General features: G+C 66.3%; 11 protein-coding genes. 6 read left to right on the top strand and 5 right to left on the bottom strand.

The genetic code is table 11. The annotated features are described in order from the left end of the window. The first annotated feature begins 1 nt into the window (after position 1). A complete protein-coding gene (locus tag BMW75_RS20200) occupies positions 2-727 on the top strand; it encodes a polysaccharide deacetylase family protein (RefSeq protein WP_092581611.1) in 726 nt (241 codons plus the stop codon). Beyond that, the gene (locus BMW75_RS20195) at positions 702-1,850 is read left to right on the top strand and encodes a glycosyltransferase family 4 protein (RefSeq protein ID WP_092581610.1); all 1,149 of its coding nucleotides are present in this window, start codon (positions 702-704) and stop codon (positions 1,848-1,850) included. The genes BMW75_RS20200 and BMW75_RS20195 overlap by 26 nt, the downstream gene beginning before the upstream one ends. Before the next feature lie 24 nt (positions 1,851-1,874). On the opposite strand, the gene BMW75_RS20190 is transcribed toward BMW75_RS20195, so the two are convergent. The 3 genes from BMW75_RS20190 to BMW75_RS20180 are packed head-to-tail and all read right to left on the bottom strand — an operon-like array spanning position 1,875 to position 3,905. After that, positions 1,875-2,162: a YkgJ family cysteine cluster protein gene (locus BMW75_RS20190; protein ID WP_076519847.1), complete on the bottom strand. Its 288-nt coding sequence runs from the start codon at positions 2,160-2,162 to the stop codon at positions 1,875-1,877. Next, positions 2,153-2,917, bottom strand: coding sequence for a YdcF family protein (locus BMW75_RS20185; RefSeq protein WP_092581609.1), 765 nt, complete (start codon positions 2,915-2,917; stop codon positions 2,153-2,155). Before BMW75_RS20185 ends, BMW75_RS20190 begins: the two co-directional genes overlap by 10 nt. A 16-nt stretch (positions 2,918-2,933) precedes the next feature. Continuing rightward, positions 2,934-3,905 carry a glycosyltransferase family 9 protein gene (locus BMW75_RS20180; RefSeq protein WP_092581608.1) on the bottom strand — a complete coding sequence of 324 codons (972 nt, stop codon included), beginning with the start codon at positions 3,903-3,905 and terminating at the stop codon, positions 2,934-2,936. Between the two features lie 103 nt (positions 3,906-4,008). Between BMW75_RS20180 and msbA the strand changes: the two genes are divergently transcribed. The 4 genes from msbA (at position 4,009) to BMW75_RS20160 (ending at position 9,814) form a co-directional block, all read left to right on the top strand. Next, positions 4,009-5,784 carry a lipid A export permease/ATP-binding protein MsbA gene (msbA, locus tag BMW75_RS20175; protein ID WP_092581607.1) on the top strand — a complete coding sequence of 592 codons (1,776 nt, stop codon included), beginning with the start codon at positions 4,009-4,011 and terminating at the stop codon, positions 5,782-5,784. Positions 5,785-5,950: 166 nt separating this feature from the next. After that, positions 5,951-7,756, top strand: coding sequence for a monovalent cation:proton antiporter-2 (CPA2) family protein (locus BMW75_RS20170; RefSeq protein ID WP_092581606.1), 1,806 nt, complete (start codon positions 5,951-5,953; stop codon positions 7,754-7,756). Between the two features lie 134 nt (positions 7,757-7,890). After that, the gene (locus BMW75_RS20165) at positions 7,891-8,121 is read left to right on the top strand and encodes a hypothetical protein (RefSeq protein ID WP_076519852.1); all 231 of its coding nucleotides are present in this window, start codon (positions 7,891-7,893) and stop codon (positions 8,119-8,121) included. A gap of 220 nt (positions 8,122-8,341) precedes the next feature. Further along, positions 8,342-9,814: a GGDEF domain-containing protein gene (locus tag BMW75_RS20160; RefSeq protein ID WP_092581605.1), complete on the top strand. Its 1,473-nt coding sequence runs from the start codon at positions 8,342-8,344 to the stop codon at positions 9,812-9,814. A gap of 95 nt (positions 9,815-9,909) precedes the next feature. Here BMW75_RS20160 and BMW75_RS20155 read toward each other — a convergent pair whose 3' ends face one another. Beyond that, on the bottom strand, positions 9,910-10,611 hold the full coding sequence (locus tag BMW75_RS20155; protein ID WP_092581604.1) for a DUF3053 domain-containing protein: 702 nt from the start codon (positions 10,609-10,611) through the stop codon (positions 9,910-9,912). 306 nt (positions 10,612-10,917) lie between these two features. After that, positions 10,918-12,381: a ribonuclease G gene (gene rng, locus BMW75_RS20150; RefSeq protein ID WP_076521997.1), complete on the bottom strand. Its 1,464-nt coding sequence runs from the start codon at positions 12,379-12,381 to the stop codon at positions 10,918-10,920. Positions 12,382-12,796 lie beyond the last annotated feature (415 nt).

Genomic DNA, 12,796 nt, shown 5'->3' with positions numbered 1-12,796 from the left:
TATGTCTATCCCAATCCTCATGTACCACCAGATCGGCGAGCCCAATCCCAAGGGCACGCCGTATCGCGGCCTGACGGTGCACCCCGACAGCTTCGCGCGCCAGATGCGCTGGATGCGCCGGCTGGGGTACCGCGGATTGTCCATGCGCGACGTCATGCCCTACGTGCGGGGCGAGCGCCAGGGCAAGGTGTTCGGCATCACGTTCGACGATGGCTACCGCAATGTGCACCACAACGCGATGCCGGTCCTGAGCGAGCTGGGATTCACCGCCACCAACTATTTCGTCGCGCGCCAGTTCGACGGCGGCAACGTGTGGGACCTGCAGAAAGGCATTCCCTTCTCGCCCCTGATGAGCGTGCAGGAAATGCGCGAATGGGCCCAGGCCGGCAACGAGGTCGGGTCGCACACGCTGGACCACGTCCACCTGCCGGAACTGCCGCCCGACGAAGCGCGGCGCCAGATCGTCCAGTCCCGCCATGAGCTGGAGCAGGCGCTGGGCGCGCCCGTCACGGCCTTCTGTTATCCCTATGGCGACCACGGCCCGGAACACCAGGCCATGGCGCGCGAAGCCGGCTACGACAACGCCACGCTGACCAAGCGCGGACTGGCGGCGGCGTCCGACGATCCCTTCGGACTGCCGCGGGTGACGGTGGCGCGCTCCACCAACATCATCCGCTTCCTCCAGAAGTGCCTCACCCGGTATGAAGACCACCGCCGGCGCCCGTGATCGCAGGCTCCGCATTGCGTTGCTGGTCGACCGCTTCGGCAATCGTTTCGGGGGCGCGGAGGCCTATGGCGTAGAGCTGATGCGGGTGCTCGGCCAGCGGCACGACGTGGCCGTCGTCGCGCGCGATTTCGACAGCGACCTGCCGTTTGAATACCTGCCCGTGCGCTTTCCCGGCTGGCTGCCAAGCTGGATGCGGGTGCTGTACTTCGCCTGGCGCGCGGATCGCCTGACGCGCGGCCGCTTCGACATCGTCCACTCCCACATGAACGGCTGGGCGGGCGAAATCCAGGTCATGCACGTCACGCCCGTGCGTTACAACCGCGTCACCCGCGTCAAGCCGCTGCATCGCGTGACCGCCTGGCTCAGCCCGCGGCTGGCCACCTATCTGCTGCTGGAAAAACTGCGTGTCCGCAGGACGCCCCGGCGGCGCGTGGTCGCGGTGTCCGGCCTCATCATGGACCAGTTGCACCGCAGCTATGGCGAACAGCTGCAGGTCGACATCATCGCGCCCGGCGTCAAACTGCCTCCCCCTGACCGGGACGGCAGGCGGGCCGCGACGCGCGCGCGGCTCGGATGGGACGCCCACACCATCGGTTGCCTGCTGGTGGCGCGCAATCCCTTGCGCAAGGGCCTGCCGGCGTTGCTGGACGCGCTGGCGCAGCTTCCGCCGCACTACACCCTGCTGGTCGTGGGCGCGGACGCGTCCACCCGCGAGCGCGTCCGTGCCGCGGGTCCCGTCGCCGGTCGCGTCACGCTGATCGACCCCACGCCCGACGTGGCGCAATACTTCGATGCGGCCGACATCTACGCGCACCCGACGCTGAACGACAGCTATGGCATGGCGCCGCTCGAAGCGATGTCGCACGGCCTGCCCGTGGTGGTCAGTTCCCCGGTCTACTGCGGGTTCGCCCAATACCTGACGGACGGCCAGGACGCGTTCATCCTGCAGGATCCGCGCAACGGCGCGCAGTTGGCGCAGGCGCTGGAACGCCTGGGGTCGGATCCTCAACTGCGCGCGTCGCTCAAGACGCGCGGGCTGGAGATCGCCCGCGAACAGAGCTGGGAAACCGTGGCTTCGCGCTACGAGGCGCTGTACGAAAAGGTGCTGCGGGAACGCAATTGATGGCGGCGTGGCGCCGCCCCGGCGTCAGTGACCGGGCGCCGTCGCCCGTTCCAGGTCGGCCAGCCAATGGATCGCGTGCGCGCGGTCCGGCCCGCACATGTCGCGCTGGGGCTGCAGGCCGCCGCAGAAGTCCGGACGGGAAGGGTGGCCGAAAATCGCGCACCGCATGTCCGGCAGCAATTGAATACAGGGGACGCCCGCAGGCTTGCCCTGCGGCATGCCCGGAATGGGCCGGGTGATCGACGGCGCGATGCAACACGCGCCGCACCCCGGCCGGCAGTCCAGCGCCGCGTCGGCCTGGCTCAGACCCATCCGCGCAGCCAGTACACGAACAGCCCGGCGTATTCCTTCAGGATCGAGCGGCTGGCGTCGAACGTGCGCTCGTCGGGCAGCCACAAGGGCAGGGAACCGTCCGCCGGCAGCACGATCTGCGGGGGCGCGGGGGCGGCGATGACTTCCACGCCCTGCTTGGAGAACGCCGCCATGGCGCGGGGCATGTGCAGCGCGGAGGTCACGAGCAGGACCTTGCCGATCCCGCGCGCCTTGAGCTGGTCTTCGGTCAGCGTGGCATTCTCATAAGTGGTGCGGCTGGCGTTTTCCAGGATCAACGCCGATTCCGGTACGCCTTGCTGGCGGATCGCGTGCGCCATCCCGCGGGCTTCGCTGATGTCGCCTTCCAGCGCGCCGCCCGACAGCACCACCTTGGGCGCGCGTCCGGCCAGGTACAGCTCGGCGGCCGCGTCCACCCGCACCACGGCCGTGTCCTTGTCATAGGGCAGGAACCAGTTGGCGCGGCCATTCGCGGTATTTCCGCCCAGCACCACGATCGCGTCGGCCGTCGGCATCTCGGCGGCGGGCTTGTGCGGATAGCGGTTCTCCAGCGCGCCGCCGGCCCACAGCGACGTCACCGGCAGGGACCAGGCCAATGCCCAGAGCAGGCCCGCGGCGACGAGCGTGAGGCCCGTCTTGCGCAGCCGGAGCAGCCCCAGCACCAGGCCGACGACCACCAGGGTGATGCACAAGTTGTAGGGAATGATCAGATTCGTGAGATAGCTGGAAAAGGTCATTTCAAGACAATCCTGTTTACTGCGTGCCATCCAGCAGGCGGTTGACCTGCCGTTCCACTTCTTCCGGCGATGGCCACGCCTGGTCGGTTCCGACGCACACGGCGCGGGGGGACCAGGGACCGGTCCGCTGCGGCTGCGTCACACCGAACAGCGTGAGTTGCCGGGCCGATGCGGCGGCCGCCACGTGCGACACGCCGGAATCGTTACAAATCACCAGCGTCGCGCGGGCGGTCAAGGCCGCGAAGGCGCCCAGTCCCAGCGGGGGCAGCAATTGCGCCGTCGGGGCATTGCGCCGGGCTTCGTCGGTTTCGGCCGGAGGGGGGCACATTACCACGGTATGGCCGCGGGCCTGCAGGGCGCGCGTCAGTGTATCGAATCCCGGCCAGACCTTGATCCTGCCTTTGTGCAGGCCGGTCGCGGTCGGCGCGATCAGGACAAACGGCCGGCCTTCCAGCCCGGCCGCGGCCAGCGCCTCGTCAGCCGCGCGTTCGTGCGCCGCCGTCAGGGGCAGATCCAGCGTCGGCCCCGGCTTGGCCGGACCGCCGGGCAGGCCCCAGCGGTTCAGGGCTTCGCGGGTCAGGTGATGCCAGGATTCGACCGCGTGCAGCGGCTGGACGGGCTTGGCGAACGGCCAGCGCAGCAGGAAGCTGCGGCCGTCGTCGCGGTAGCCCGCCGACGGCAGGCCGGCCAGCCGGAACACCAGCGCGCTGGACAGGGAGTCCGGCAGCAGCAGGCCCCGGGCGCGCCGGCCCTGTGCGCCCAGGCCGCGCCGGTGCGCGCTGACCGCCGCCCGGTCCGGTCCCACCTTGCCGCGCATCGGAATGAAGTCCTGCTTGTCCACGCCGTCGAGCAGGTCGCGGGCCCAGGGGCGTGCGCAGATCACCAAGGGAAGGCCGCTGGCCTGCAGGGTGCGCAGGCTGGGCAGGCTCATGCAGACATCGCCCACCCAATTGGGTAACCGGACGTACAAGCAACTGATATCGGACATGGGAGGGCGCAAAGGCGCGGCTAGGGCTAAGGGGCAGGGGACGGCGCGCACGCGCGCAGCCGGTACAATCCTGGGCACAATTGTATAAAAGCGAGTGATCCCTTTGAATTCTGCCGCACGCAATGCGCCAGCGGGTTCCCAACCCGTGAAATCCGAACTCTGGACCCGGATCTACAGCCGCGTGGGTTCCTACTGGAAAGGCTTGCTGGCGGCCGTCCTGCTGATGGCAGGCGCCGCCGCCACCCAGCCGGTGCTGGCGGTCATCATGAAGCCCCTGCTGGACGGCGGCTTCTCCGGCGCCAAACCCTATTACGTCTGGGCGCTGCCGCTGGCGGTCGTCGGGCTGATCCTGTTGCGGGGCATCTGCAACTTCTTCAGCGACTATCTGCTTGCCTGGGTGGCCAACAACGTGCTGCTGGGCATGCGCCGCGACATGTTCGAACGCCTGCTGGGCCTGCCGGACGCCGACTTCAAGCGCGGCGACACCGGGCGCCTGCTGAACCGCTTCACCATCGACGCCGGCAATGTCACGGGCTACGCCACCGATGTCATCACCGTCCTGGTCCGCGAAACCCTGGTGGTCCTGGCCCTGATCTGCGTGCTGCTGTACATGTCGTGGGTGCTGACGCTGATCATCCTGGTCATGCTGCCGGTGTCGGTCATGATCTCGCGCTTTTTCATCAAGCGCCTGCGCCGCATCAACCGCGAGACCGTCAACATGAACGCCGAGCTGACCCGCGTGGTCGGCGAGGGCATCGACGGCCAGCGCGTCATCAAGCTCTTCGACGGCTACGAAGTCGAACGCGGCCGCTTCGATTTCGTCAGCCGGCGCCTGCGGCGCTTCGCCATGCGCACGGCCACGGCCGACGCGGCGCTGACGCCGCTCACGCAGGTCTGCATTTCCATCTCCGTCGGCGCCGTGATCGCCGTGGCGCTCAGCCAGGCCAACAGCGGCTCGCTGACCGTGGGCAGTTTCGCGTCGTTCATGGCCGCGCTCGCCCAGATCTTCGATCCCATCAAGCGCCTCACCAACGTGGCCGCCCGCATGCAGAAGATGCTGGTGTCGGCCGAAAGCGTATTCACCCTGATCGACCAAGTGCCGGAAAACGACACCGGCACCAAGGAACTGCCCGAGCCCGTGCGCGGCAAGGTCGAATTCCGCAACGTGTCGCATCGCTTCCCCGACGCCGACCGCGACACGGTCAACGACATTTCCTTCGTCGTCGAGCCGGGCCAGACCGTCGCCCTGGTGGGCCGCTCGGGCAGCGGCAAGACCACGCTGGTCAACATGCTGCCTCGCTTTGTGCTGGCCGACAGCGGCGCCATCTTCGTGGACGACGTGCCGATCAACGACCTCACGCTGCGCAGCCTGCGCTCGCACCTGTCGCTGGTCAGCCAGGACGTGGTGCTGTTCGACGACACCATCGCCGCCAACGTCGGCTATGGCGCCCTGGGCAAGTCCAGTGAGCAGAAGGTGCGAGATGCCCTCGAAGCCGCCAACCTGCTCGAGTTCGTCGAGGGCCTGCCGCAAGGCATCAACACCCCGGTGGGCGAAAACGCCGCCCGCCTGTCCGGCGGCCAGCGCCAGCGCCTGGCGATCGCCCGCGCGCTCATCAAGAACGCGCCCATCCTGATCCTGGACGAAGCGACCTCCGCGCTCGACAACGAATCGGAACGCCAGGTGCAGGCCTCGCTGGAGCGCCTGATGAAGGGCCGCACCACCCTGGTCATCGCCCACCGGCTGTCCACCGTGCAGAATGCCGACCGCATCATCGTCCTGGACGCCGGCAAGATCGTCGAACAGGGCCCGCACGCCGACCTGCTGGCGGCCGACGGCCTGTACGCATCGCTCTACAAAATGCAGTTCCGGGAAGACTGAGCCGCCGCGCCCCGCTTTCTCCAGCCATCGCCCCTCGGGGCGGTTTTCAGTGCCGAAGTTCCTGTTTGCCGATCCCGCGGATTGCCTGAAAATGGCCTTAGCCCGCGCGTAGCGGGCGGGGCCGCGTCCCACGCGCTTCGGCCCGCCGTGCAACCAGGAGCGCGCCATGGCCCCGCTTTCCGAAGGCAATCAAGTCCTCAATGTCGTCGTCCTGCTAGGCGCAGCGGTGATCGCCGTCCCCGTGTTCAAGCGCCTCGGGCTGGGAACCGTCCTGGGATATCTGGCGGCGGGGCTGGTCATCGGCCCGTTCGGCATCGGCTTTTTCTCCGATCCGAAATCCATCCTGCACGTGGCCGAACTGGGCGTCGTGATGTTTCTTTTCATCATCGGCCTGGAAATGCAGCCCTCGCGCCTCTGGATGATGCGTGGCGAAATCTTCGGACTGGGCGTTGCGCAGGTCCTGGCCTGTGGCGCGCTGCTCATGGGCGTGGGCCTGCTGGCGGGCATGTCGGGCGCCGCGGCATTCATGGCCGCGATGGGCTTCGTGCTGTCATCCACGGCCATCGTGATGCAGATCCTGGCCGAACGCGACGAAACGACCAGCGCGCAGGGGCAGCGCATCGTGTCCATCCTGCTGCTCGAAGACCTCGCCATCGTGCCACTGCTGGCCCTGACTGCCTTGCTGGCCCCCGCCGGCGGCGACAGCCAGGGCGATCCCTGGCAGCAATCGGCCATTGCGGTCGGCTGCATCCTCGCGCTGCTGGCGGCGGGCCGCTGGCTGCTCAACCCGCTGTTCCGGCTGCTGGCCGACGCGCGCGCTCGCGAAGTGATGACCGCGGCCGCCTTGCTGGTCGTGCTGGGCGCGGCGCTGCTGATGGAACTGGGCGGGCTGTCCATGGCGATGGGCGCCTTTCTTGCCGGCGTTCTGCTGTCCGAATCCACCTTCCGGCATCAGCTCGAAGCGGAGATCGAGCCCTTTCGCGCCATCCTGCTCGGTCTTTTCTTCCTGGGCGTGGGCATGTCGCTGGACTTGTCCGCCGTGGCGCGCGAATGGCCGCTCATCCTGGGGGGCGTCGTGGTGTTCATGCTGGTGAAGTCCGCCGGGGTCTACGTCGTGGCGCGTCTGCTGCGCGCCTCGCACGCCGAAGCCCTGACCCGCGCCGCGCTGCTGGCGCAGGGCGGCGAGTTCGCCTTCGTGCTGTACAGCACCGCCGCCGACAAAGGCATCTTCGACGCGAATACCGGGGCGATGCTGACCGCCATCGTCATCATCTCCATGGCGCTCACGCCGCTGTGCGTGCTGGCCCTGCGCTGGCTGCTGCCCAAGCCGGCGCCGTCCATGGATGGGGTGGACGTCGCCCGCGACCTGGACGGCTGCGCCCTGATCGTGGGGTTCGGCCGCTTCGGCCAGATCGTGACCCAGGCCATGCTGGCCCGCGGCGTCAAGGTGTCCATCCTGGATACCGACACCGACGCCATCCGCGCCGCGGACAAGTGGGGCGTGAAGGTGTATTACGGGGACGGTACCCGCATCGACATGCTGCGTTCCGCGGGGGCGGAAAATGCCTGCGCCATTCTCATCTGTATCAATGACCCGCGCGCGGCGACGCGCATGGTGCAGCTGATCAAGTCCGAATTTCCGCTCGTGCGAGTGGTGGTGCGGGCTTACGATCGCATTCATTCGCTGGTGCTGGCCAGGGAAGGCGTGGACTTCCAGGTCCGTGAAACCCTGGAATCGGCCCTGGTCTTCGGCGAAGCGGCGCTGCGCGCCATCGGCGTTCCCGCGAATGAGGCCGAAGAAGTGATCCTGGACGTTCGGCAGCGCGACTCCGAACGGTTCGAACTCGAAGTGGCGGGCGGCCTGTTCGCGGGACGTTCGCTGCTATACGGAAATATGACTAGCCAACCGGATGGCAGAAACGACCGCCCGGACCGCGAAACGGAGGATGCGGCCCCCAGTCCATCCCCCTGACGGCCATTTTTGGCCCTGCATTTCCGTATCTTTGCATTACTTTACGCATCATTTCATGCGCAAACCCGAACGGCTAAGGTAGATTGATCTGCATCGACGCTTCATTCAGGAAGCGCATTTGCCAGGGGGCTGCCATGCTGCTAACGGACCGTAATACGACCACGTCGCACGCGATTGGAATCGAGCTTGCCCGGCGTCAGGCATTGACGCTTCGTTGCGGATTCTCGGGCGTGCTGACGCGCCAGTTGATGTCGCAAGCCGGCCGGGTAGGGCCGGCGTGGGCCATCGGCGCCCATCGCGAAACCGACAAGGCGCGCGGGGCGAAGGCCTTTCCCTTCCGTATCGCCGCCACCGCGGCGTCCTGACGCCCGGCCGGGCCCGCCGCGCCCGGCGCTCCATCCGCCACGCCCGTCCGGCACGCCGGCGGACGCCGCACACCCAGACCCGCTTCCCCGCGATCGACCGCCGCCCGTGGCTTGCCGCCCCGGGCGGCGATGTCTTGCGCCTGGCATCGGACACCGGCATCATCGTGCTGGACCGGATCAGACCAAGCCACCCCGCCCGCCGTCGCGAAGGAGCTCCGTATTGAATTCTCGTGGGATCGTGCACCGAACCCTGTATGTGCTGGCCTGTCTGGTCGGCATCGGTATCTGTGCGGCGGCGGTCGCATTGTTATGGATGGACCGCCGCGTCACCTGGGACTCGGCCTACGTCTCGGCGCGTAACCTGGCCAGCGTGCTCGCGGCGGACATCGGCAGGACGCTGCACGTCTACGACCTGTCACTGCAGGGCGTGGTCGAACGCCTGCGCGAGCCCGGTATCGCCAGTCTCGACCCCGAAACCCGGCATCGTTTCCTCTTCGACCGCTCGGCCACGGCGGCCTACCTGGGCGCCATCGTCGTGCTCGACCCCGATGGCAACATCCTCTACCACTCGGGCGCCATCGCCCCGCCCGCGCTGAATTTCGCGGATCGGGATTACTTCCAGGTGCACCGCGACGCGGCCGACGTCGGCCTCTTCGTCAGCCGCTCGTACCATAGCCGCCTGCGCGGCGGCGACGAAAGCATCGCCATCAGCCGGCGCATATCCAATCCGGATGGCAGTTTTGCGGGCGTGGTGGTCGGGTCTCTGCGCACGGCGTATTTCCGCGACCGCTTCGCGGAAGTGTCGATCGGTCCGCGCGACGCCATCACGGTGTTTCGCAACGATGGCGCCGTCCTGCTGCGCAATCCCTATTCGCTCGCCGACGCGGACAGCGAGGTCGACGTGCCGCCCGACTTCCAGCAATACCTGATCGGGCGCGAAGGGGCGTTTGTCGGCATGCTGTCGCCCGACGGCGTCAATCGGCTGTATGCGTTCGACGCGATCGACGGCGCGCCGCTGGTGATCGATGTTGCGCTGGCCGTGGACGACCTCCTCGAACCCTGGGTGCGGCGTGTTGCACTGATCGTGCCCGTGACGCTGGCGCTGTTCGCGTCCGTGCTGGCGCAGATCGTCCTCTTCCGGCGCGAGATGCGCTGGAGGCAGGCGTTCGAAGCGCAGTTGGCGTTGCAGGCGCACACGGACGGACTGACCGGCATCGCCAATCGCCGCACCTTCGACGAGGCGCTGCAGACCGAGTGGGCCGCCGCGCGTCGCGACCGCACGCCGCTATCGCTGTTGTTCCTGGATGCCGATCACTTCAAGCGCTACAACGACCGATACGGACACCAGGAAGGCGACGTGCTGCTCAAGCGGCTGGCCCTTGCGGTCAAGGGCAAGGCCCGCCGGCCCCGCGATCTGGCGGCTCGCTATGGGGGCGAGGAATTCGTGGTGCTGCTGCCCAACACCAGCCGCCAGCGGGCAACGGCCATCGGCGAAAGCATCCGGCGCGCGGTCGCGGAGCAGGCCATTTTGCATGAGGACAACGAGGGAGGCATCGTCACGGTCAGTATCGGCGTGGCCACCGCGATCCCGCAGAACGATGAATCGGCAGCACGTCTCGTGGAGGCTGCCGACGCAGCGGTCTATCAGGCAAAGGAATCCGGCCGCAATCGTGTCGCGGCAGCGCCGGCGTGAGCGCCGCGATGGCCGTCCTTTTCCTCGGCCCAAAAAAACCGCCCCGTCTCACGCTGGCGTGAGACGGGGCGGGGAGCAGTGTTGCGGAGGGGGGCTCAGCGGCCCAGCATCACGGCCTGCAGACGGGTCTGGGCCTGCTGCACCTGCTTTGCCTGCGTGTTCAGGTCTTGCAGAAGCTTGTTGAGCTCATCCTGCACCGCCGGGTCCTTCACCTTCACGATGGGGCCCGAAATCTCGATCTGCGACTTGTGCGCCTCGACGTAATCCGCGATCTTCAGGCTGCTGTCGAACGTGGCGTTGAGCTGCGGCAGCACGTCGCGGAACGTATCGGCGGGCAGGCTGACCGTTTTCTCGTAGGCCTTGTCGTAAACGACCTTCAGGTCTTCCGGCTGCTTGAGCTGCGCACGGGCCGCGTCGGCCTTGGCCTGCTGTTCCTTCAGCGAGGTGTTCATGTCGTTGAGCGCGGTCTGCACCGTCTTCAGATCGTCGCGCCGGCTCACGATATCGTTCAGCGAGCGCATCGCGCCCTTCTGCATGATGCCTGACAGCGGCTTGACCGATGCGTCCATGCCCGCATTGAAGTCGGTGATCACGGCATACTGGGCAGCGTAGTCGCCAAAGGACTTCTTCTCTTCGTCCGTCAGTTTCGGCACACGCACGCCGGGCTTGTCGACGATGCGCGTCTGCAGGAACTGCGTGAACGCGGCGCGCTGTTCGGGCTCCTTGTCGCCGCATGCGGCCAACACCAGCGGCAAGGCCGCGATCAGCGCCACGAACGGACGAAATAGGGACTTCATTGCAATGACCTCCGGAAAAGCTAGGGGAAAACGCCAGGACGGTCCTCGACCCGGCAAAGCGCCCGCAGCTTATCGGCATCGTTTCCGAGCCGCCATTGCTTTCAAACTTCATTTCAATCGAATCGTTACGTCACACAATCTATACAACTCGGGTTGATTGGCGGCCGGGAATCGAGTAGGCGTTTGCACGCCGACGGTCGCGGGCGGCGTGAGCATCCGCACAGCCCGTGGGCCACATCTCGGGTCACGCCTCGGGTCACCCCCCCGGGCCACCGAGTGCAATGCCGGTTCCTCCATCCAGGGAGATCACACAAGGATGATGTCGTATTTTTCCTGCGAATACGTCGCTTCCACTTCCAGCGACACCCGCTTGCCCACAAAGTCCCCCAGCATCGCCAAGTGCTGGCTTTCCTCTTCCAGGAACAGGTCCACCACCTCCTGGGAAGCAAGAATGCGGAACTCCTTGGGATTGAACTGCCTGGCCTCGCGCAGGATCTCCCGCAGGATTTCATAACAGACGGTGCGCGGTGTGCGCACATTGCCACGCGACTCGCACATGGGGCAGGGCTCGCAAAGCTGATGCGCCAGCGAATCGCGCGTGCGTTTGCGCGTCATCTCCACCAGGCCCAGTTGCGTGAATCCGTTGACCGTCATGCGGGTGCGATCTCGCGACAAGGCTTTCTTCAACTCCGCCAGCACGGTATCGCGATGTTCCTGTTCCTCCATGTCGATGAAGTCCAGGATCACGATCCCGCCCAGGTTGCGCAACCGGAGCTGCCGCGCAATGGCCTGCGCGGCTTCAAGGTTGGTCTTGAAGATCGTATCGTCGAAATTGCGGCCGCCCACGAAGCCGCCGGTATTGACGTCAACCGTTGTCAAGGCTTCGGTCTGATCGATGATCAGATAGCCGCCCGACTTCAGGTCCACCCGGCGCGACAGCGCCCGCGCAATCTCGTCGTCCACGTTGGCCGTATCGAACAGGGGGCGTTCACCGCTGTAGTGCTGGATGCGGTCCACCACCGACGGCGTGTAAATGCGCGCCCATTCCAGCATGGCCGCCGTGGTCGTGCGCGAATCCACCAGAATCGATCCGGTCTCCGGCCCCACCATATCGCGCAGCACCCGCTGCGCGAGCGTCAGGTCCTGGTGCAACAGGGCAGGGGCGGGCTGCGTGCGGGCGGCGGCCTGGACGCTCGTCCACAGCTTGCGCAGATACTCCACGTCCGCCGTCAGTTCCGCATCATTGGCGCCCTCGGCCTGCGTGCGGACGATGAAGCCGCCTTTCTCGTCCGTGGGCATCAGGGCCTGCAGCCGCTCCCGCAACTGAATGCGCTCGGACTCGGAATCGATCTTCTGCGAAATGCCGATGTGCGGATCGTGGGGCAGATACACCAGCATGCGCCCCGCCATGCTGATCTGTGTGGAAAGCCGCGCGCCCTTGGTGCCCAGAGGATCCTTGACCACCTGCACCATCAGGGTCTGTCCCTCGAAAATCAGCTTCTCGATAGGGGTCGGCGTGAGTCCCTGGCTGCGCTCGGCACGATTCTCGCGAAGATCCGCAATATGGATGAACGCCGCGCGCTCCAATCCGATGTCGATGAAGGCGCTCTGCATTCCAGGCAGCACCCGCACGACCCGCCCCAGATAAATGTTGCCCACGTGGCCCCGCTGGATGCTTCGTTCCACATGCAGTTCCTGGACCGACCCCTGTTCCACCAGCGCGACGCGGGTCTCAAAAGGGGTGACGTTGATCAGGATGTCTTCGCTCAGGGCGATCGCGGGGGGCATAAGGGGTTCGTCTCCAATAAGCTGCGGCGTGCAGGCGAATAGTAAACGTACATACTAGTCTCCCGAGCAGGGGGCACGCGACGTCTATATATATAGGGAAGACGACTGGCGCGCCATTGCGCTCCCCAATCTTGGCGCGCCCGCGTCACGGCCCCGCCGCGCCAACAATGAATTTGCGACATGTGCATGACAGCCAGAAAATCTGTGCTATAGTCTCGCTCCTTCGCAGTTCACGCAGTTCTGAACCGCGAAGCCAAGCAAGTGCAACAGGCGGACGGGGCAACCCACCACCGCCTGCCGCGAAGGCAATCAGTCATGAACGCCAAGCGGTTATTGCAAGGATCGACGCAAATCAGGCAGAAGCCAGTTGCAAGATCTGCAAAAATTGTGCTATAGT

It is taken from the genome of Achromobacter sp. NFACC18-2, from assembly GCF_900108985.1.
In the GTDB taxonomy this organism is placed as follows: Bacteria; Pseudomonadota; Gammaproteobacteria; order Burkholderiales; family Burkholderiaceae_B; genus Achromobacter.
Note: the sequence above shows the minus strand (reverse complement) of the source record. Positions and strands in the feature narration are given on the sequence as shown.

Bases quoted from the DNA above. Each gene is read 5' to 3' on its own strand.
- BMW75_RS20200 (WP_092581611.1), top strand. From the start codon at position 2: ATGTCTATCCCAATCCTCATGTACCACCAGATCGGCGAGCCCAATCCC.
- BMW75_RS20195 (WP_092581610.1), top strand. From the start codon at position 702: ATGAAGACCACCGCCGGCGCCCGTGATCGCAGGCTCCGCATTGCGTTG.
- BMW75_RS20190 (WP_076519847.1), bottom strand. From the start codon at position 2,162: ATGGGTCTGAGCCAGGCCGACGCGGCGCTGGACTGCCGGCCGGGGTGC.
- BMW75_RS20185 (WP_092581609.1), bottom strand. From the start codon at position 2,917: ATGACCTTTTCCAGCTATCTCACGAATCTGATCATTCCCTACAACTTG.
- BMW75_RS20180 (WP_092581608.1), bottom strand. From the start codon at position 3,905: ATGTCCGATATCAGTTGCTTGTACGTCCGGTTACCCAATTGGGTGGGC.
- BMW75_RS20170 (WP_092581606.1), top strand. From the start codon at position 5,951: ATGGCCCCGCTTTCCGAAGGCAATCAAGTCCTCAATGTCGTCGTCCTG.
- BMW75_RS20165 (WP_076519852.1), top strand. From the start codon at position 7,891: ATGCTGCTAACGGACCGTAATACGACCACGTCGCACGCGATTGGAATC.
- BMW75_RS20155 (WP_092581604.1), bottom strand. From the start codon at position 10,611: ATGAAGTCCCTATTTCGTCCGTTCGTGGCGCTGATCGCGGCCTTGCCG.